We start from the raw sequence: 18,008 nt of genomic DNA, 5'->3' as shown, positions 1-18,008 counted from the left end.
GCTCACCTACCTCCGATTCCCGGCAACGCGTTGATGGCCGCTCTGCCGACGGACGCCGCAACCAATCCACCGGTTGCCGCGAGTCCGCGGTTGCCGCCGCTCTCAACAATGACGGCCACAGCGATCTGCGGGTTGTCCGCGGGAGCGAAAGCGACGTACCAAGCGTGCGGCGGGGTGTTCTTCGGGTCCTTGCCGTGCTCGGCCGTCCCGGTCTTCGACGCGATGACCAGCCCGTTGACCTTGCCGTTGCCCTTGGTGTTCTCCTCGGACTTCTTCATCATGTCGCGCAAGGCCGACGCGTTGGAGCCGGACATCGCCTTGCCGACCTCGTCCGCCTTGAACTTCGACATCTCCGACAGGTCCGGGGCCAGCTTCTTCTGCACCAGCTGCGGCCGCATCAGCGTGCCGCCGTTGGCGATCGCCGCGACGACCATGGCATCCTGCATCGGCGTCAGCCGGACGTCACGCTGACCGATCCCGGTCTGGAAGACCGCGGCCGCGTCGGGCATCGGGCCGATGTGGGACTCCTCGACGCCCATCGGGATCTTCAGGTCGGTCTGGCCGATGCCGAACTTCGCGGCCTGCTCGCGGAGCTTGTCCGGGCCGAGCTGGCCTGCCAGCGTGGCGAACGCGGTGTTGCACGACAACGCGATCGCGGTCTCCAGCGAAGCCGTCTGCTGGTCGCCGGGGCCGCAGTGGCCGCCGTTGAAGTTCTCCAGATCTGTCCTCGTGCCCGGCAGTTGGACCGAGTTCGCCGCGGTCAGCTGGGTGTCCTTGTTCATGCCGTCTTCCAGCGCGGCCGCGCTGACCACCAGCTTGAACGTCGAACCAGGCGGGTAGGTGTCCTGGATCGCCCGGTTGACCATCGGCCGGGTCTTGTCCTTGTCGTACGCCGTCCATGCGGCCGCCTGCTCGTCCGCGCTGTGCGAGGCCAACGGGTTCGGGTCGTAGGACGGCGTGGACACCATCGCGAGGATCTCGCCGGTCTGCGGCCGGAGTGCGACGACCGCGCCCGTGTAGGCGGCGCCGGTACCCGGTTTGGTCATCGCGTCGTACGCGGCCTGCTGCACGCGGGAGTCGATCGTGGTCTGGATGTTGCCGCCGCGCGGGTCGCGACCGGTGATCAGGTCCGACAGCCTGCGCACGAACAACCGGTCGTCCGAGCCGTCGAGGATGTCCTTCTCGGTGCGCTCGAGCGCCGCCGGGCCGTAGCGGATCGAGTAGAAGCCGGTGACCGGCGCGAACGCCGCACCGAGCGGGTACTGGCGCTGGTACCGCAGCGAGTCGTTGGTCTGCGCGACCGTCGCGAGCAGCTTGCCGTCACTGGAGATGATCTTGCCGCGCTCGCGGGAGTACTCGTCGAAACGCACCCGTTGGTTGCGCGCGTCGGCCCGGTAGTCGTCGGCCTTCACCATTTGGATGTAGGTGATGTTGGCCAGCAACAGCACGACCATCGCGAGCATGGCCAGGCCGACCCGGCGAAGAGGTGTGTTCATGTCGGCCGCTCCACCATCACCGTGCTGGCCTCCCCGAGTGGTGCCTGCTGAACCGGCCGCGGGCGCGAACCGGTCTGTGGCCGCCGAGCGGCGTCGGATATCCGCAACAACAGGGCTATCAGGATGTAGTTCGCCAGCAGCGAGGAGCCGCCGTACGACAGGAACGGCGCGGTGATACCCGTCATCGGGATCAGTGCCGTCACACCACCGACGACGACGAAGACCTGCATCACGATGGCGAACGACAGGCCCCCGCCGAGCAGTTTGCCGAAACTGTCACGGACGGCAACCGCGCTACGCAGCCCGCGCATGGCAAGGAGCATGTACACGAGCAGGATCGCGGCGAGGCCGATGAAGCCGAGCTCCTCGCCGATCGCCGCGGTGATGAAGTCCGTCTTGGCCTCCGGCACGATGTCCGGCCGCCCCGCGCCGAGCCCGGTGCCCGCCATCCCGCCGCTGCCGAGGCCGAACAGCCCCTGCGCGATCTGGTAGCTCCCGCCGTCCCTGGCGTAGACGACCTTGTCCATCGGGGTCAGCCAGTTCGCCACACGCTGCTGGACGTGCGTGAACATCGAGAACGCGAGCAACGCGCCACCGATGAACAGCGTCAGGCCGATGACCACCCACGCGGCCCGTTCGGTCGCCACGTAGAGCATCGCGAGGACGATGCCGAAGATCAGCAGCGAGGTGCCGAGGTCCTTCTCGAAGACCAGGACGGCGATGGCGACACCCCACGCGACCAGGATCGGCCCGAGGTCACGCGCCCGAGGCAGCTCCAACCCGAGGAACCGGCGCCCCGCGACCATGAACAAGTCGCGTTTGGACACCAGGAACGACGCGAAGAACACCATCAGCAGGATCTTGGCGAACTCACCCGGCTGGATGTTGAAGACGCCGAGCTTCAGCCACACCTTGGCGCCGTTGACCTCGGAGATGCTCGACGGCAGCAGCGCGGGCATCGCCAACGCGACCAAGCCGACCAGACCCGCGGTGTACCCGTACTTGGCCAGCACGCGGTGGTTCTTGACCACCCACAGCACAGCCAGGAACAACACGAGCGAGATCCCCGTCCACATCACCTGTTTCGGCGCGGACGCGGAGTACTCCCTGGCCTTGGCGATCGCCTGCTCGGTCTTGGCCAGGTCGATCCGGTAGATCATCACGAGACCGACCCCGTGCAGCAGCGCCACGCACGGCAGGATCAGCGGATCCGCGTACGGCGCCAGCTTGCGGACCGCGAGGTGCGCGATCGTGAACACCGCGAAGAACGCAAGGCCGTACCAGAGGACCTGGATGGTCAGCTCTTGCTTCTGGTTGACCGAGACGAGTGTCAGAGCGCCGGTGACGAGGGCGGCGGCGAAGGCGAGCATCCACAGCTCCGTGCCGCGCCGCGTCGGCGCGACCGGCTGCATCGCGGGATTGCTGTTGTTGCCCTGCCCGGTCGCCGTCGCCGGACCCGCCCCGACGGGAACCGGTTGCGCCATCAGCCGCCGCCACCCTTGGTGTGCTCGGGTCGGCAGTCCACGCCAGGACGCGGCGGTGACGACGGCATGGTGCTCGCCACCTCAGGATTCGCCGAGTCCGACGGCGGCGCGGACGTCGCCGACTGGTTCTGCTGTTGCTGTTGCTGTGCGATCACATCCGGACACGGATCGAGGACGTTCTCGGTCCGCAGCCGGTTTATGAACTCACGCGCCTCGACCAGGCTGCCATAGGTGTTGTTCTCGCTGAGCACGGTCGCTTTGCCTGCCTCGTCGAGCTGGTCGACGAAGCGCTTGTTGCACTTGTCCAGCGCCGGATCGCACGAACCCTGCAGCTCGCGTTGCAGTGGAACGCCCAGAACCGTGCCGGGAACACCCTGGAAGATCGTGATCTCACCCTTGAACTGGCCGGTGCCCTCGCCGACGTAGTAGTTGCGCAGCACGAAGTACCGGATCCCGAACCCGCCCGCGGTCAGCAGGACGAGCACGGCGAGTGAGATCAGCAGCGTCTTCACCCGCTTGCGGCCCTTGGCCTTCGGGTCCTCCGGCTCGGGCTGTTCGATCTTGCGCGGCTCGGGCTTCGGCCGTGCGGCCGCCGTGATCGCCGCGGCGCGGGACGCCGACGAGTCCGGCGGAGGCGAGTCCTCGTTGCCGTTGCCCGCGGCACCGCCGACGATCGGCTCGTCGTCGCCGTAGTCCACGTCGACCACGTCGGCGATGATCACCGTGATGTTGTCGGGCCCGCCGCTCTTGAGCGCCAGCTCGATCATCCGGTCGGCGCAGGCCTGCGGCTCCGGGATCTCGATCGCCTCGGACAGCGTCTCGAAGCTGACCACCGACGAGAGCCCGTCGGAGCAAAGCAGGTACCGGTCACCGGCGCGGGCCTCGCGGACCGTCAGGCTCGGCTCGACGTCGTGCCCGGTCAACGCGCGCAGCAACAACGACCGCTGCGGATGGTTCGACGCCTCCTCCGCGGTGATCCGCCCCTCGTCGATCAAAGACTGCACGAACGTGTCGTCGTGTGTGATCTGCGAGAACTGGTCACCGCGGCGCATGTAGGCACGCGAGTCGCCGACGTGCACCAGGCCGATCCGCGTCCCCGCGAACAACATCGCGGTCAGCGTCGTACCCATGCCGTCGAGCTCCGGATCACTCGACACCATTTCGGAGATGGTGTTGTTGCCCGCGATCGCGGCGTCCCGCAGGGGACCGAGCAGATCCTCACCAGGCGTGTCGTCGTCCAGCGGCGCCAACGCGCCGACAACCACCTTGCTCGCCACCTCCCCGGCGGCGTGTCCCCCCAGCCCGTCCGCAAGCGCGAGCAGGCGCGGTCCCGCGTACACGGAGTCCTGGTTGTTCGAACGAACCAGGCCCCGGTCGCTACGAGCCGCATATCGGAGGACAAGGGTCATGAGCGCAGCTCGATCACCGTCTTGCCGATGCGGATGGGGACCCCCAGCGGCACCCGCATGGGCGCCGTCACCTTCGCTCGGTCCAGGTACGTCCCGTTGGTCGAACCCAGATCCTCGACATACCAGTCGGTACCCCGCAGCGAGATCCGCGCGTGCCTGGTCGACGCGTAGTCGTCGTCCATCACAAGCGTGGAGTCATCGGCGCGGCCGATCATGATCGGCCGCCCGTCCAGCGAGATGCGTGTGCCCGCCAGTGCGCCATGCGTCACCACGAGCTGTCGGGGCGCCTTGCCACGCGCCTTGCCGGACTTGTCCCTGCGGAACCCGGGAATGCCGACCTTCAAACCTGACGCCGCGTACAAGTCCGAACGGACGATCCGCAGCGCGGCCACCACGAACAACCAGAGCAGGACTAGAAACCCTGCTCTGGTCAGCTGCATCACCAGCTCTGGCACCTGTTGTGACCGCTCCCTAAAAATCGCAGCCGACACCGCTTGAATACAGAGACTGTATTCAAGCCCTGCGAACGACTGAACGTCAGCCCTGGGTGCGGAACACCAGCGACGAGTGACCGATGCGGATGACGTCGCCGTCAGCCAGTTGCCACGTCTGCACCGGGGTGCCGTTCACCGTGGTGCCGTTCGTCGAACCGAGGTCAGCGAGTGTGGCACTCTGGCCATCCCACGTGATCTCCAGGTGACGACGGGACACGCCGGTGTCCGGCAGCCGGAAGTCCGCGTCCTGACCACGGCCGACCACGTTCCCGCCCTGCTTCAGCGAGTACGTGCGGTTCGACCCGTCGTCCAGCTGGAGGCTGGCGGACAGCTGGCGAGGCCCGGTCTGCACGGCAGGCGGCGCATAACCCTGCTGGCCGTACGGGTCGGCCTGCTGGCCGTACGGGTCCTGCTGACCGTAACCGCCCTGTTGCTGGCCGTATCCACCTTGCTGTGGGTAACCGCCCGGCTGCTGGCCGTAGCCCTGGTCGTAGCCCTGCTGGCCGCCGTAGCCGCCCTGCTGGCCGTAGCCCTGGTCGTAGCCACCGCCCTGCTGGGGCTGCTGACCGTAACCCTGGTCATACCCGCCGGGCTGCTGGCCGTAACCGCCGCCGCCCTGCTGGCCGTAGCCCTGGTCGTACCCGCCCTGCTGCTGGCCGTAGCCCTGGTCGTAGCCCTGCTGGCCGCCGTAGCCGCCCTGCTGGCCGTAGCCCTGGTCGTAGCCACCGCCCTGCTGCTGCGGCGGCTGCTGGCCGTAGTTCTGATCGTTGCCGTATTGGTTCTGGCCGTATCCGTACTGGCCTTGCTGGCCATACGGGTCACCCTCAGGCGGTTGGCCGTAGCCGGGAGGCTGGCTCATGGATCGGTCTCCTGCGTTGCGAGGTGATGCCGGCCGTCGGCTTACGTCAGGGTCGACGGACGAGCGTGTTCGGAACTGTCCGGTATGCAGTGCGTCGGAGCGCTCCAGGGAGACTACGACGTCACCGAAGGTGTCCCACCCGTGCTCGGCGAGATTCTCGGAAATCACGTCCGTGAGCAGCGTGACGATGCGTTCCTCGTCCACCGCGAGCCGGTCGTGGTCACCGGGTCCCAACTGCACGACGTAGTGGTTGGGAGCCAGCATCCTGCCACCGGCCAACTCACGGACGTTGTCCTCGCTCTCCCGCTGAAGAGCCTGGGCAACCTCCTGTGGCACCACGTTGCCACCGAACACACGTGCGAAGGTGTTACCCACGATGCCTTCGAGCCGGCGCTCGAAGCGCTGCACGAGGCCCACGGATCATCCCTCCCACACGTACGCTCCTTCCCCGATCGTATCCGGGTGCGGCCCGGGTGACACCGGGATGTTCCAACCCCCCGCAAACTCCCTCGAAACCCCGTGCTACGCTTCCGCGGTCACTTCAGGGCGAGTGGCGGAATGGCAGACGCGCACGGTTCAGGTCCGTGTGTCCGAAAGGACGTGAGGGTTCAACTCCCTCCTCGCCCACGAGACGGTCGGCGGTTCTTGCTCGGTGCTTCGCACCTTCGCGGGGACCGCTTCGTCATTATATTGGGGGGCCGAGCCCCCCAAGCCCCCCACGGTGCGGGCTCCTTCCGATCCAGCGCTGGGCGCGTTTCGTTTTCACCAGCTGCGCGGCTTCGCCGCACAACAGTTGCGGCCGGTGTCCGGGCTCCGAGTGTCTCCTCGGGCTGCTGGTGTGGGGCTGGAGCCTTCTTTTCTGCACTTGGAACACGAGATGTGTGCGGTGGTCCGGAAACGGGTCCCGGAAAGTTCGGTGCTTTTGTGAGATTTGGCGTGGAATCCAGCCCTTTGGGGCAGGGGAACTACATCCTTGTAATTCACTCCATTGTGGTGGGGGTCACTTTTACTGGGGGTGGTTGTGGTGGTTGACCGCCTGTCTTCTTCTCACCCGGACGGCGGCATCGCCCGGCTGAAGTCGGTTAGCGGCTCACCGACCGGTCACCGACCGCTCGGCGCCGTCGGTCGCAGGGGAGCGGAACTGGCGATCCTTCGGGCTGGCGCAACTGGTACCAAATTCCATGTAGCAGTTCGGCCCGTGACCACCCAGGGGCACGGTCGAGTCGAAGGAGGCGGGGCTTCGTGACCGGCATTCCAGGGCGCATGACAGCAGTGAGTCAGGACGCAGCTTCACTGCCGATTCCGTCCGTCGTCGACCTTCCCGCCCCTGACGACGAGCTCGCCTCCGCGGCCGTCGCCCAGCTCGGCTGGCCGGGTGTGGCTCTCGCGCCGATGACGTTGCTCGGCCGTCGGGTCTCCCTCGTCGCCGAACTGCTGCCGGACGCACACGCCGAGCGGATCTGCCTCGGCCAGGCGCCCGTCACCGACCGGGCCACCGTGTCGACCTGGGTGTGGCCCGAGTTCCAGGGCCAGGTGCCCGCCGCCGCGGTGCGGATCGTCGGTGTCCTCGCCGTCGTGCGGCACTGGCGGACCGGTCTTGCCGCGCTCGCCCCGTTCGCGCGCTACGGCGACACGGCGATGGTCGTTCCTTCCTCGGTCGTGCTCACCCAGGACTACTTGGCCAACTGCCTGCCGCGCGCCCGCAACTACGGCATCGCGGTGGTCAGCGCCGACCCGGACAACGGCGTCGAGTTGGACCTGCCCGGCCGCAACGACAAGGCACCCGCCGGGATCGACGCGGTGTCGCGTTGGGTCAACGAGGTCGCCTACGAGCGAGTTCTGTCCGCCTGACCGAACCGTTCTACGCTGGGCGTCATGCGCGTTGTCATCGCCGGTGGACACGGCAAGATCGCCCTGTATCTCGAACGTTTCCTTTCGACCCGTGGCGATGAACCGGTCGGTTTGATCCGCAATCCCGCGCAGGCGGACGATCTGCGCGCGGCCGGTGCCGAACCAGTGGTGCTCGACCTGGAGAAGGCCACCGCCGAAGACGTCGCCGCGGTGCTGGCCGGTGCGGATGTCGCGGTGTTCGCGGCAGGCGCCGGGCCGGGCAGTGGAATTGAGCGAAAAGACACAGTCGACCGGGCAGCCGCCGTGCTTTTCGCGCAGGCAGCCGAGATCGCCGGGGTCCGGCGGGTGCTACAGATCAGTTCCTACGGACTCGACCGGGCGGACGACGAATCGGTCGACGCGGTTTTCCGCACATACCTCAAAGCCAAGGCCGCCGCGGAGGACGACCTGCGCTCGCGTGACCTCGACTGGACCATTCTGCGGCCAGCCCACCTGACCGACGAGTCGGCAACAGGCCTGGTCAACCTCGATTTCCAGGTCCCGCCCGGCAAGATCCCACGCGAAGAGGTCGCCGCCGTGCTGGTCGGACTGCTCGACAACGACGACACGGTCGGACTGACCCTGGAACTGGCCAAGGGCCCGACGCCGATCGACATCGCCATCACTCAGGTCGCGTCGAGCACGCGGTCCAAGTAGGCGTTGCGGAACACCCGCTCGGGGTCGACTTGAGCACGCACCCGGCGGAAGTCGTCGAACCGCGGGTAGCGGTCACGCAGAACGGCAGCGTCCAGGGTGTGCATCTTGCCCCAGTGCGGGCGCCCGCCGACCTGCGCGACGATCTTCTCGAAGGCGTCGAAGTACTCCCGGTACGGCATGCCCGGGTACTGGTGGATCGCGAAGTACGCGGAGTCCCGCTGGTAGGCAGTGGACAACCAGATGTCGTCGGCAGCCGCGACCCGGACCTCGACCGGCATCATCACCGGGTAGGCCAGCTTCGGGACCACGGCGCGCAGTTCATTGAGCACGTCGACCAGTGATTCACGCGGCACCGCGTACTCCGACTCGACGAACCGCACATCCCGCTGGGTCACGAACACCCGGTGGGACAGGTCGCTGTAGGTACGCGGTGACAACGCGATCGACGCGAGGCCGTTCAACGGCTTGACCAGCTTCGGCACCGCTCGTCCGGCTCGGCACATCGCGCCGTAGACGACGTTCTCCATGACCGTGTACTCGAAGAACTCCCGTGCGCGGCTGAGCGGTCGTGCAGCCGCGTCGAGCGGTAGGCGGTCGTTACGCTTCACCAAAGCCTTGCGACCGTACGGGAACCAGTAGAACTCCATGTGGTCGTGGCCGGTGGTCAACTCGTCCAACTGCTCGATCACCGCCTCCAACGGGACCGGCCGTTCGTCGGCGTTCAACGAGAAGGACCGCTCGCAGCGCAAGGTCACAGTGCTGATCACGCCGAGTGCGCCGAGCCCGACGCGTGCGGCGTTGAACAGGTCCGGTCGCTCGTCAGCCGAACAGGTGACAACTGACCCGTCCGCCAGCACCACCTGCAACGCGGAGACCTGCGTCGCGATCCCGCCGAGTTTGGCGCCGGTGCCGTGCGTGCCGGTCGAGATCGCGCCGGAGATGGTCTGCGCGTCGATGTCACCGAGGTTGGTCATCGCAAGGCCGACACGGTCCAGTGCGGCGTTGAGCTGCTTGATCGTCGTCCCGGCTCGGACAGTCACCAGGCCGGAAGCCACATCGGACGACTCGACACCGGTCCACGCCGAGAGGTCGATGGCGGCGGCGCCGTGTGCCGCGGCGATGGCGGTGAAGGAGTGCCCGGCGCCGAGCGCCTTGACGGGGAGGCCTTTCGCGGTCGCCGCGGCGATGGTTTCGCTGATCTGCTCCACGCTGGCCGGCCGGGTCAGCGTCGCCGGGACCGCGGTCTCGTTGCGGGCCCAGTTCGTCCACCGGATCTGTCCGTCAGCGCTGGTCTTCAGAGCAGTCATGGACACTCGGCCTCCCTGGAGCGGGTATTCGCCACACCGTAAGTGAAAGCTATTCACATTTCAACGGTTTCCGACGTACTGTGGTCGCGTGACCCACCAGGCCGACTTGGACACCGCCACCAAAGGACTCGACCCGCCCTTCGCCGTGGTGGACCTCGACGCGTTCGACGCCAACGCCCACGAACTGGTGCGCCGTGCGGCCGGCCGTCCCATCCGGGTCGCCAGCAAGTCCGTGCGCTGCGCCTACCTGCTGGAACGCGCACTGGAGATGCCCGGCTACCGGGGCGTGATGGCGTACTCCCTGCGCGAGGCGATCTGGCTGACGCGCAAATGGCGCGGGACACCACTCGCCGACACGGACATCCTGGTCGCCTACCCGACAACGGACCATGCCGCACTCCGTGACCTCGCCGCGGACCCGGACGCCGCCCGGGTCATCTCGGTGATCGCCGACTCGACGGCACATCTCGACCTGGTCGACGCGGCTCTCGGCACCGATCATCCGCCCATTCGCGTCTGCCTGGAATTCGACGCGGCCTGGCGTCCCCTGCCGGGGATCTACGTCGGCACCCGCCGGTCGCCGGTGCGCACCCCACGCCAAGCGGCCAGACTGGCGGCGGAGATCGTCCGACGGCCCGGCTTCACGCTGGTCGGAGTGATGTCGTACGAAGGCCAGATAGCCGGGCTCGGCGACGCCCCACCGGGAAAGCCGCTGAAAGGGGCGGTGATCGGCTGGATGCAACGCCACTCCGGCCCGGAACTGATCAAGCGGCGCGGCGCGGCGGTAGCCGCGATCCAGGCGATCGCAGACCTCGAGTTCGTCAACGGCGGCGGCACCGGCAGCCTGGAGCTGACCTCGACCGACCGGTCGGTGACCGAACTGGCGGCGGGCTCGGGCCTGATCGGCCCATGGCTCTTCGACAGCTACCGCGGCTTCACGCCCCGGCCCGCCGCGCTCTTCGCGCTGCCGGTTGTCCGCCGTCCGGCTCCGAAGGTCGCGACTCTGTTCGCCGGTGGTTACGTCGCTTCCGGAACTGGTACGCCGGATCGACTGCCTCAGCCCTATCTTCCGGCTGGTCTGCAGCTGCTTCCGCTGGAAGGCGCGGGTGAGGTGCAGACTCCGGTGACAGGGGCTGCCGCTGAGCACCTCAAGCTCGGCGATCGGGTCTGGATGCGGCACTCCAAGGCGGGGGAGTTGGCTGAGCGGTTTCAGGAGTACCACCTGGTCCGCGGTGACCAGGTTGAGCGGACCGTGCCCACCTACCGCGGTGAGGGCGTCAACTTCGGCTGAGGTAGAGCGACCGATTTCCACCGCCCGAGAACCCCACCAAACAGTCCCCCACCCAACCCGGGGGGCGTCCCTGCTCCAGTCTACCGGTGATAACCGCTGGTCAAAGGGTTACCGGCCGGTTGTGGACAACTGGATTCGCCGATGGTGCCGTGGGCTCGGGTTACTTCCCGACCTTGCTTGACAGGTACTGGCGGAGTAGTTCCTTGCCTTCGTCGATGATCGTCTGGTCTCCGCTCGGGTCTCGGCGGAAGGCCAGCTTGTGGATGCCGTCGGTGGCTTCGACCGCGATCGTGATCGGCAGCCTCAGGTCCTCGACGGGCAGGCCTGCCTTCGACGCCACGATCTCGGTCAGGTGTTCCGCCACGACCTCGTTGTTGTGCCTTCCCTCGCCGTCGTCGAGCAGTTCGAGGTCGACCACGTCGCCGAAGTGCAGCTTGCTGAAGCCCGGGATCGTCCTGTGCATGTCCACGTAGATGTCGATCGCCAGGTCCACCGCGTCCCACCAGTGGTCGACGTAGGTCGTCTCGAAGCGCTCGCCGACCACTTTCAGGAAGTGGTCCAGGTTGCGCCTGGTCAGCTCGCGGACCACTGCTCGTTTGTCCGGGAAGAACTGGTAGAGGGAGCCGACCGCCACTCCTGCTCGTTCCGCGATCAGGGTGGTCGTCACCCCGTCGTAGCCGACCTCCTCGATCAGCGCGGCGCAGGCCTCGAGCATCTGCTCAACGCGCTTCGTGCTGCGTTGCTGTACCGGCTTGCGCCGCAGTGGGGTCGGGCTCGTCACAAGTGTCTCCTCTGCTCAGCCCCTATCTTGCCGTGAATCGGGCGCTGGCGTGCGAGTGACATCACATCTAGTATCCGAATGAATTTCACATTCTGCGGAGATGGGGTTCCTCAGTGGCCTTTCCCGACGACTTCACGTGGGGTGTATCGACCTCCGCCTTCCAGATCGAGGGCGCCACCCGTGTAGGCGGGCGGGGCGTGTCCGTGTGGGACACGTTCTGCGCCACGCCCGGCAAGATCCGCGACGGGGCGAACGCCGACGTCGCCTGCGACCACTACCACCGGTTCCCCGAGGACATCGCGTTGATGTCCGACCTCGGGGTCGACGCCTACCGCTTCTCCGTCGCGTGGCCGCGGATTCAGCCGACCGGGCGCGGTGAGGTCAACGCCGAGGGCCTGGACTTCTACGACAACCTCGTCGACGCGTTGTGCGAAGCGGGCATCGCGCCTGTCGCCACGCTCTACCACTGGGACACGCCGCAGCCGTTGGAGGACGCGGGCGGCTGGCTGTCCCGGGAGACCGCCGAGCGGTTCGCGGAGTACGCGGCCATCGTCGGTGCACGGCTCAGCGACCGCGTGGAGATGTGGATCCCGCTCAACGAGCCGATGGTGGTGACGCTGTTCGGTTACGCGCTCGGCGAGTACGCGCCCGGTCAGGCGCTCCTCTTCGACGCGTTGCCCGCCGCGCACCATCAGAACCTCGCGCACGGTCTCGCCGTGCAGGCGCTACGCGCCACCGGGGCGAAAACCGTTGGCACAGCGAACAACCACAGTCCGATCTGGCCCGCCGCCGACACCGCCGAAGACCGGCAGGCGGCACGGCACCTGGATGCCGTCATCAACTGGATGTACGCGGACCCGATGCTCACCGGTTCCTATCCCGAGGAAGTTCTTCCTTACCTGCCAACGGGTTTCGCCGACGACTTGAGCTCGATCAGTGCCCCGGTGGACTTCTACGGTGTCAACTACTACGAGCCGCAAGGCGTCGCGAAACCCGGCGAAGGCAACCCGCTGCCGTTCGAGCTGCGGCCGATCGAGGGATATCCGTTCACCACCAACGATTCCCCGGTCGTCCCCGACGGGCTGCGGCAGTTCCTCGGCACCATCACCCACCGCTACGGCAACGCGTTGCCGCCGATCCACATCACCGAAAGCGGGTGCAGCTTCGACGGCGTGCACGACCGCCAGCGGATCGACTACCACACCGAACACCTTGCCGCGCTTGAGAAAGCGATGGCGGAGGGCGCCGATGTGCGTGGCTATTTCGTGTGGTCGCTGCTGGACAACTTCGAGTGGTCGAAGGGGTACCAGCCTCGGTTCGGTCTCGTGCACGTCGACTACGACACCCTGGTCCGTACGCCCAAGGACTCGTACCACTGGTACCGCGACGTGATCAGGGGGAGTCGATGACGAGTGCCTTGGCCGAGCCGACCCGGAAGGTCCGCGCCGGGTGGATCAGCCTGTTGTTCGTCGCCAACCTCGGGTTGTGGCTGGCGATCTACGCGCCGATCCAGGTCCTGCTGCCGAAGCAGGCCGAGTTGCTCGACAGCGCCAACAAGGAACTGGTGTTCGGGATCGTCACCGGTGTCGGCGCACTGGTCGCGGTGTTCGCCAACCCGGTCGCCGGGCTGTTGTCGGACCGGACGACCTCGCGGTTCGGCAGGCGCCATCCCTGGACCCTGGGTGGCGCGCTCGTCGGCGCCGCCGGGCTCGCCGTCCTGGCCGTGGCGGGCAATGTCGTGACGATGGTGCTCGGCTGGTGCCTGGTCCAGGTCGGGCTGAACGCCATGCTGGCCACACTCATCTCGGCCATCCCGGACCGGGTCCCGGTCGAGCAGCGTGCCCGAACGGGTGGTTTTGTCGGCATCAGCCAGATGTTCGGGACCGTGCTCGGCGCCGTGCTGGTCACCTCGATCGTCACCGGCCTGGTCGCCGGGTACCTGGCGTCCGCCGCGGTGGTGCTGCTCGGTGCGGCCGCGTTCGTGCTGTTCACGCCCGACGCGGTGCTGCCGGGAAACCAGGTCCGCAAGACCAGGCTCGACCTGTGGGTCTCGCCGCGGGAGCACCCCGGGTTCACGTGGATGTGGGGCTGTCACTTCATGGTGAACCTCGGCAACGCGCTCGGCACGTTCTACCTGCTGTTCTTCCTCAAGGACGTGGTCAGGCGCGCCGACCCCGAGGGGTCGCTGCTGATCCTGATGGCGTTCTACGGAGTCGCGCTGGTCATCGGCGCGCTCGTGGCAGGCGGGCTTTCCGACGCGTCCGGCAGGCGCAAGCCGTACGTGGTGGTCGCGGTCGTCCTGATGGCGGCGGCCGCGCTGATCCTGGTGGTGTGGCCGACCTGGGTGGGTGCGCTGATCGCCGGGCCGCTGCTGGGCGCCGGATTCGGCACGTACTGGGCCGTCGCGATCGCGTTGCTGACGCAATTGCTCCCGGCCGCTGCCGATCGCGCCAAGGATCTGGGCGTCGTGAACATCGCCAATTCGTTACCGCAAGTGGTCGCGCCACTCGTGGCTTCCGGAATCCTGGCTGTTCTCGGTTACGCGGGGTTGTTCGCGGCGTCGGCCGCAGCCACCTTGCTCGCCGGGGTGTTCCTGTCGCGAATCGAAACCGCGGAATGAAATCGCACCCCGAACAAGAAATGGGGGCATTGGATGACGGTCCGGTTCGCCTCGCTCGGGGGGACGGACGAACCGGACCGCCGGTCTATCGGGCGCCGGCCACCACACGGCGCGGGGAGGATGTGGCCCTTCGGACGTGCCTGCCACCTGCTGGAGCGAGACCACCGGCTACCAGGTGCTCGTAGGCGGCACGCCAGACCGAGCACGGCGCCTTCTGCTGGCGCCACCGTGACGAACAGGTCGGGCAGTTGCCTCGCTCATCGGGCTCGTGAGCCGAGAGCATCGCGCGCCAGCCTTCGGTCAGCCGGGGCAGCTCGGATCGGGCCACGGACAGCAGGGACGGGGCGTCTGCGCGGGTTGCCAGCTCGGAGAGCATGTCAAGGCGTTCCCACACCGCATTGCGCAAAACCTGGCCGAGTATCTCGTCCACGGGAGCGTCACCGTCACCTTTCCGCCTGCTCGGCGGCTTCTCGTAGGGCGTCCCGCAGTTGGCCGAGCTGGCCGCTTGACAGGACAGCGGTCTCGCCGGGAGGTCCGACGAGCACCACCTTGTTCTGATCATTGACCAGCACAGTGAGACAACGATCGCGGTTGATGACATCGCCACAGCTGATGTGCCACACCTGACGACCTGCGTAGTTGCCGCTCAGGTCTCTGAGGCCAGGGGCGTCCTGCGGCTCCGCCTGAGCTGCAGGCGAGGCCGCTGGGGCGGGGCGAGTCACTGTCGAGCCGACCAGGTCCACGATCCGAAGTTTCCCTCCGTGCTCGAATGCTTACCAGAACTTAGATTGGTACGTGGCAAACTCGAGTGGGGTGGTGGTGAGCTGATCGGGCAAGGTTTCACGATAAGCGGTCAGCGGACTTCGGCCCGACCGATCAGCCTGACCGATCACTACTTCTCGGCCCTGCCGCAATGTGTTTACTCTGCGGTTGACGCCCAACGGACTGCAAGGGGGCGCGAGTGAACTCCACCGGGTCACAAGGCGCTGTGGTAACCGCTGATGTCTGGGAGAAGGCGGACATGCGGGCAGCGCTGGCCGCAAGGGAGATCAGTCAGGTCTACCGGCTGTTGCGCAAGCACGGCATCTCGCAGCGGCAGATCGCCGCACAGACCGGCCAGTCGCAGTCCGAGGTATCGGAGATCCTCAAAGGTCGCCAGGTCATGGCCTATGACGTACTCGCGAGGATCGCCGCCGGATTGGGCGTTCCAAGGGGATACATGGGCCTCGCATATGACGAGGAGACACGGGTCCGCGTCGTCGCGACAGTCGACGACCAGACCCCCGAGGAGGCAGAGTCGGTGAAGCGTCGGAAGTTCCTCGCGCACGCCGCGGCCGTCACCATGGGCGCGAACGTGTTCGGCGCGGACTCCGGGCCGTGGGTCTCGAACCCCATCCAGACTCCGGCGCCCGGACGGATCGGCATGACCGATGTGCGCCAGGTGGAGGCCGCCACCAGGGCGTTGCGGTCGCTCGACTACCAGTACGGCGGGGGTTCCTGCCGGGACGCGGTGATCGCGCAGCTGTCGTGGGGTCAGCAGATGCTGGGGGCATCGGCCACGGACGTGGTCAAGCAGAGGCTGCACGTCGCACTGGCCGACCTGCACAACCTGGCCGGGTGGACGTCGTTCGACATCGGGCTGCTCGATTCGGCCCGCAACCACTTCGGCAAGGGCCTCGAGCTGGCCAAGGAAGGCCGCAGCGAGCCGCTGGTGGCCAACATCCTGTACCGGATGGGCCGCGTCTACTTGCACAACGGAGCGCCGAACGACGCGCTCAAGATCTTCTCGCTCGGCCAGATCGCGGCCCAGAACTCCGGCTCCGAGCTGGCGGTGGCCGTGCTCTGCGCGAACGAGGCGTGGGCCTACGCGATGATGGGCCAGCGCGAGCAGACGATGAAGCTGCTGGGCCGGACCCGTGACGAGTTCGCCCGAGCGGACCTGGACGGCGCCGAGACCTGGGTGAAGTTCTTCACCGAGACCGACGTGCACGCCATGATCGGCACGGTGCACACGGTGCTGGCCCAGGAGGTCGACGCCAAGCACACGAAGTACGCCATCCCGGCGTTGCAGCGCGCGATCGACGCGTACGGCGACGACATGGCCCGCAGCAAGACGTTCAACCTCAGCGCGCTGGCCACGAACCACCTGCTCGAAGGCGACATCGACCACGGGTCCAAGGTCGGCCGCACCGCGGTCGAACTGGCCGAGAACCTCACTTCGGGCCGCGCGAAGGACCGCATGCGGCCGCTGAAGGACGAAGCGGACAAACGCCGCAACAACAGTCAAGCCCGTGAACTCTCCGACGCGCTCAACAAGTACTTCGACACGGAGGCGTGAGCAAGCCGGGCCTGCTCCATCCAATCCGATGACCACCTCGGAGGGACGTTTCAGCAGGGACATCCTGGCCGCCGCGCTGACCGAGGTCTGCGCGCAGATCGGTCTGGACGCGACCGGCGCCGCGCTGCTGAGATTCACCAACAACGCGGTGTACCGCCTGGTCGGGGACACCGCCGTGGTCCGGATCGTCGGGTCACGCGGCCTGCGGCACCGGGTGGAGAAGGTCGTCCGGATCGCGGGCTGGTTCGCCGAGCACGACATCCCGGCTGTTCGGCTGTACCCGGGGATAGCGCAGCCGATCAGGGCGGGCGAGCACGTGGCGACCGTCTGGGATGTCGTGCCCGACGGCGGCCGTCCCGCCAGGGGGCGGGATCTCGGCAAGCTGCTCAAGCGCATCCACAGCCTGCCGCCGCCGTCGTTCGACCTGCCCGTGTGGGACCCGCTGGACGACGTGCGCAGGCGGATCGACGACGCCGAGGACATCCAGGACGACGACCGCCTGTTCCTCCTGGACACCTGCGACCGCCTGCACCAGGAGCTGGCCGGGCTGCGGTACGAGTTCCCGCCCGCGGTGCTGCACGGCGACGCGCACCTGGGCAACCTGATCTCGTCGCCGGACGGGCCGGTACTGTGTGACTTCGATTCCACTTCGCTCGGACCGCCGGAGTGGGATCTGACACCCGTCGCGGTCGGGGTCGGCCGGTTCGGTGAGCCCGCGCGGACCTACCGCGAGATCGTGCGCGCCTACGGTTTCGACGTGACGAAGTGGACTGGTTTCCGGGTGTTGCGTGAGGTCAGGGAGCTGAAACTGATTACCAGCGTGCTGCCGAGCGTGCGCAGCAACCCCGAGGTCCGGCCGGAGTTGATGCGGCGGCTCGACGACTTCCGGCGCGGCGACACCGGTGCCAGGTGGGCTCGATACACCTGAATGGCGGTAACGCCGGGGCCTCGCTGAGCGAATCCTTTCTCGACGGATGTCGGGCGTTGGCCCAAGCGGGTTATCGGCTACTCTGTGTTTACGATCTCGTCGAGTTTCGCTCACCATGAGGTGATTAGTCACGGTGTTGGGGCTGCTGAGCAGGACAGTCGGTGATGGTCGGCGCGCCAAGCGCGCGCTACGGTCCGCGCAGGTGCTGGACGGAGTGGTGGAAGCACAGCTCGCCCTCGTGTCCCGATTGCCCGAGGACAGTCGTCGGCGCGCCGCCGACTACCTCGCTGAACTCGTGATGCTCTCGCAGAGCTACCGGCACTTCGCCGCGGGCTGGATCAGCCGCAAGGAGCTCGAGACGCGCGGCGCGGCGACCATGCAGCGGCTCACCGAACTGCGCAGGCCACACGAACAGGCGCAGTTCACCGAGCAGGACTGACCGCTCGACTCTTCG

Annotated in this window: 17 protein-coding genes and 1 tRNA gene; 9 read left to right on the top strand and 9 right to left on the bottom strand. The window is 67.3% G+C overall.

The annotated features are described in order from the left end of the window. Positions 1-2: 2 nt before the first annotated feature. The 5 genes from ALI144C_RS43060 to ALI144C_RS43040 all read right to left on the bottom strand — a co-directional run bounded on the left by ALI144C_RS43060 (position 3) and on the right by ALI144C_RS43040 (position 6,159). Positions 3-1,496, bottom strand: coding sequence for a peptidoglycan D,D-transpeptidase FtsI family protein (locus tag ALI144C_RS43060; RefSeq protein ID WP_076993057.1), 1,494 nt, complete (start codon positions 1,494-1,496; stop codon positions 3-5). Next, the gene (locus ALI144C_RS43055; RefSeq protein ID WP_076993056.1) at positions 1,493-2,980 is read right to left on the bottom strand and encodes an FtsW/RodA/SpoVE family cell cycle protein; all 1,488 of its coding nucleotides are present in this window, start codon (positions 2,978-2,980) and stop codon (positions 1,493-1,495) included. Before ALI144C_RS43055 ends, ALI144C_RS43060 begins: the two co-directional genes overlap by 4 nt. Further along, positions 2,980-4,389: a PP2C family protein-serine/threonine phosphatase gene (locus tag ALI144C_RS43050; RefSeq protein ID WP_076993055.1), complete on the bottom strand. Its 1,410-nt coding sequence runs from the start codon at positions 4,387-4,389 to the stop codon at positions 2,980-2,982. Before ALI144C_RS43050 ends, ALI144C_RS43055 begins: the two co-directional genes overlap by 1 nt. Continuing rightward, the gene (locus tag ALI144C_RS43045; RefSeq protein WP_054287533.1) at positions 4,386-4,844 is read right to left on the bottom strand and encodes an FHA domain-containing protein FhaB/FipA; all 459 of its coding nucleotides are present in this window, start codon (positions 4,842-4,844) and stop codon (positions 4,386-4,388) included. Before ALI144C_RS43045 ends, ALI144C_RS43050 begins: the two co-directional genes overlap by 4 nt. An 82-nt stretch (positions 4,845-4,926) precedes the next feature. Further along, on the bottom strand, positions 4,927-6,159 hold the full coding sequence (locus ALI144C_RS43040; protein ID WP_076993054.1) for a DUF3662 and FHA domain-containing protein: 1,233 nt from the start codon (positions 6,157-6,159) through the stop codon (positions 4,927-4,929). 127 nt (positions 6,160-6,286) lie between these two features. On the opposite strand from ALI144C_RS43040, the gene ALI144C_RS43035 reads away from it, so the two are divergent. From ALI144C_RS43035 to ALI144C_RS43025, 3 genes are all read left to right on the top strand, one after another. Next, positions 6,287-6,369: transfer RNA gene (locus ALI144C_RS43035), tRNA-Leu, on the top strand. 636 nt (positions 6,370-7,005) lie between these two features. Beyond that, positions 7,006-7,593: a hypothetical protein gene (locus tag ALI144C_RS43030; RefSeq protein ID WP_076993053.1), complete on the top strand. Its 588-nt coding sequence runs from the start codon at positions 7,006-7,008 to the stop codon at positions 7,591-7,593. 24 nt (positions 7,594-7,617) lie between these two features. After that, positions 7,618-8,289: an SDR family oxidoreductase gene (locus ALI144C_RS43025; protein WP_076993052.1), complete on the top strand. Its 672-nt coding sequence runs from the start codon at positions 7,618-7,620 to the stop codon at positions 8,287-8,289. On the opposite strand, the gene ALI144C_RS43020 is transcribed toward ALI144C_RS43025, so the two are convergent. Continuing rightward, positions 8,259-9,596 carry a D-arabinono-1,4-lactone oxidase gene (locus ALI144C_RS43020; protein ID WP_076993051.1) on the bottom strand — a complete coding sequence of 446 codons (1,338 nt, stop codon included), beginning with the start codon at positions 9,594-9,596 and terminating at the stop codon, positions 8,259-8,261. The genes ALI144C_RS43025 and ALI144C_RS43020 overlap by 31 nt on opposite strands. An 88-nt stretch (positions 9,597-9,684) precedes the next feature. Between ALI144C_RS43020 and ALI144C_RS43015 the strand changes: the two genes are divergently transcribed. Next, the gene (locus tag ALI144C_RS43015) at positions 9,685-10,887 is read left to right on the top strand and encodes an amino acid deaminase/aldolase (protein ID WP_076993050.1); all 1,203 of its coding nucleotides are present in this window, start codon (positions 9,685-9,687) and stop codon (positions 10,885-10,887) included. 160 nt (positions 10,888-11,047) lie between these two features. Here ALI144C_RS43015 and ALI144C_RS43010 read toward each other — a convergent pair whose 3' ends face one another. Further along, entirely contained in the window at positions 11,048-11,668 is a 621-nt protein-coding gene (locus tag ALI144C_RS43010) for a TetR/AcrR family transcriptional regulator (protein WP_076993049.1), read from the bottom strand. A gap of 113 nt (positions 11,669-11,781) precedes the next feature. Between ALI144C_RS43010 and ALI144C_RS43005 the strand changes: the two genes are divergently transcribed. Continuing rightward, entirely contained in the window at positions 11,782-13,077 is a 1,296-nt protein-coding gene (locus ALI144C_RS43005) for a GH1 family beta-glucosidase (RefSeq protein ID WP_076993048.1), read from the top strand. Next, complete coding sequence (locus tag ALI144C_RS43000; RefSeq protein ID WP_076993047.1) at positions 13,074-14,288, top strand: MFS transporter; 1,215 nt, start codon at positions 13,074-13,076, stop codon at positions 14,286-14,288. The genes ALI144C_RS43005 and ALI144C_RS43000 overlap by 4 nt, the downstream gene beginning before the upstream one ends. Positions 14,289-14,373: 85 nt before the next feature. On the opposite strand, the gene ALI144C_RS58120 is transcribed toward ALI144C_RS43000, so the two are convergent. Next, on the bottom strand, positions 14,374-14,718 hold the full coding sequence (locus ALI144C_RS58120; RefSeq protein ID WP_076993046.1) for a hypothetical protein: 345 nt from the start codon (positions 14,716-14,718) through the stop codon (positions 14,374-14,376). Positions 14,719-14,731: 13 nt separating this feature from the next. Continuing rightward, positions 14,732-15,031: a hypothetical protein gene (locus ALI144C_RS42990; RefSeq protein ID WP_076993045.1), complete on the bottom strand. Its 300-nt coding sequence runs from the start codon at positions 15,029-15,031 to the stop codon at positions 14,732-14,734. Positions 15,032-15,309: 278 nt separating this feature from the next. Between ALI144C_RS42990 and ALI144C_RS42985 the strand changes: the two genes are divergently transcribed. From ALI144C_RS42985 to ALI144C_RS42975, 3 genes are all read left to right on the top strand, one after another. Continuing rightward, positions 15,310-16,626, top strand: a complete 1,317-nt coding sequence (locus ALI144C_RS42985) for a helix-turn-helix domain-containing protein (RefSeq protein WP_083753898.1) — start codon at positions 15,310-15,312, stop codon at positions 16,624-16,626. A 28-nt stretch (positions 16,627-16,654) separates the two neighbouring features. After that, positions 16,655-17,554 (top strand): phosphotransferase family protein, encoded by a 900-nt coding sequence (locus tag ALI144C_RS42980; protein ID WP_076993043.1) that lies wholly within the window; start codon positions 16,655-16,657, stop codon positions 17,552-17,554. Positions 17,555-17,687: 133 nt separating this feature from the next. After that, positions 17,688-17,993: a hypothetical protein gene (locus ALI144C_RS42975; RefSeq protein ID WP_076993042.1), complete on the top strand. Its 306-nt coding sequence runs from the start codon at positions 17,688-17,690 to the stop codon at positions 17,991-17,993. Positions 17,994-18,008 lie beyond the last annotated feature (15 nt).

It is taken from the genome of Actinosynnema sp. ALI-1.44 (genome assembly GCF_001984155.1).
GTDB lineage: Bacteria > Actinomycetota > Actinomycetes > Mycobacteriales > Pseudonocardiaceae > Kibdelosporangium.
Note: the sequence above shows the minus strand (reverse complement) of the source record. Positions and strands in the feature narration are given on the sequence as shown.

Bases quoted from the DNA above. Each gene is read 5' to 3' on its own strand.
- ALI144C_RS43060 (WP_076993057.1), bottom strand. From the start codon at position 1,496: ATGAACACACCTCTTCGCCGGGTCGGCCTGGCCATGCTCGCGATGGTC.
- ALI144C_RS43055 (WP_076993056.1), bottom strand. From the start codon at position 2,980: ATGGCGCAACCGGTTCCCGTCGGGGCGGGTCCGGCGACGGCGACCGGG.
- ALI144C_RS43050 (WP_076993055.1), bottom strand. From the start codon at position 4,389: ATGACCCTTGTCCTCCGATATGCGGCTCGTAGCGACCGGGGCCTGGTT.
- ALI144C_RS43030 (WP_076993053.1), top strand. From the start codon at position 7,006: ATGACAGCAGTGAGTCAGGACGCAGCTTCACTGCCGATTCCGTCCGTC.
- ALI144C_RS43025 (WP_076993052.1), top strand. From the start codon at position 7,618: ATGCGCGTTGTCATCGCCGGTGGACACGGCAAGATCGCCCTGTATCTC.
- ALI144C_RS43020 (WP_076993051.1), bottom strand. From the start codon at position 9,596: ATGACTGCTCTGAAGACCAGCGCTGACGGACAGATCCGGTGGACGAAC.
- ALI144C_RS43000 (WP_076993047.1), top strand. From the start codon at position 13,074: ATGACGAGTGCCTTGGCCGAGCCGACCCGGAAGGTCCGCGCCGGGTGG.
- ALI144C_RS42985 (WP_083753898.1), top strand. From the start codon at position 15,310: ATGCGGGCAGCGCTGGCCGCAAGGGAGATCAGTCAGGTCTACCGGCTG.
- ALI144C_RS42980 (WP_076993043.1), top strand. From the start codon at position 16,655: ATGACCACCTCGGAGGGACGTTTCAGCAGGGACATCCTGGCCGCCGCG.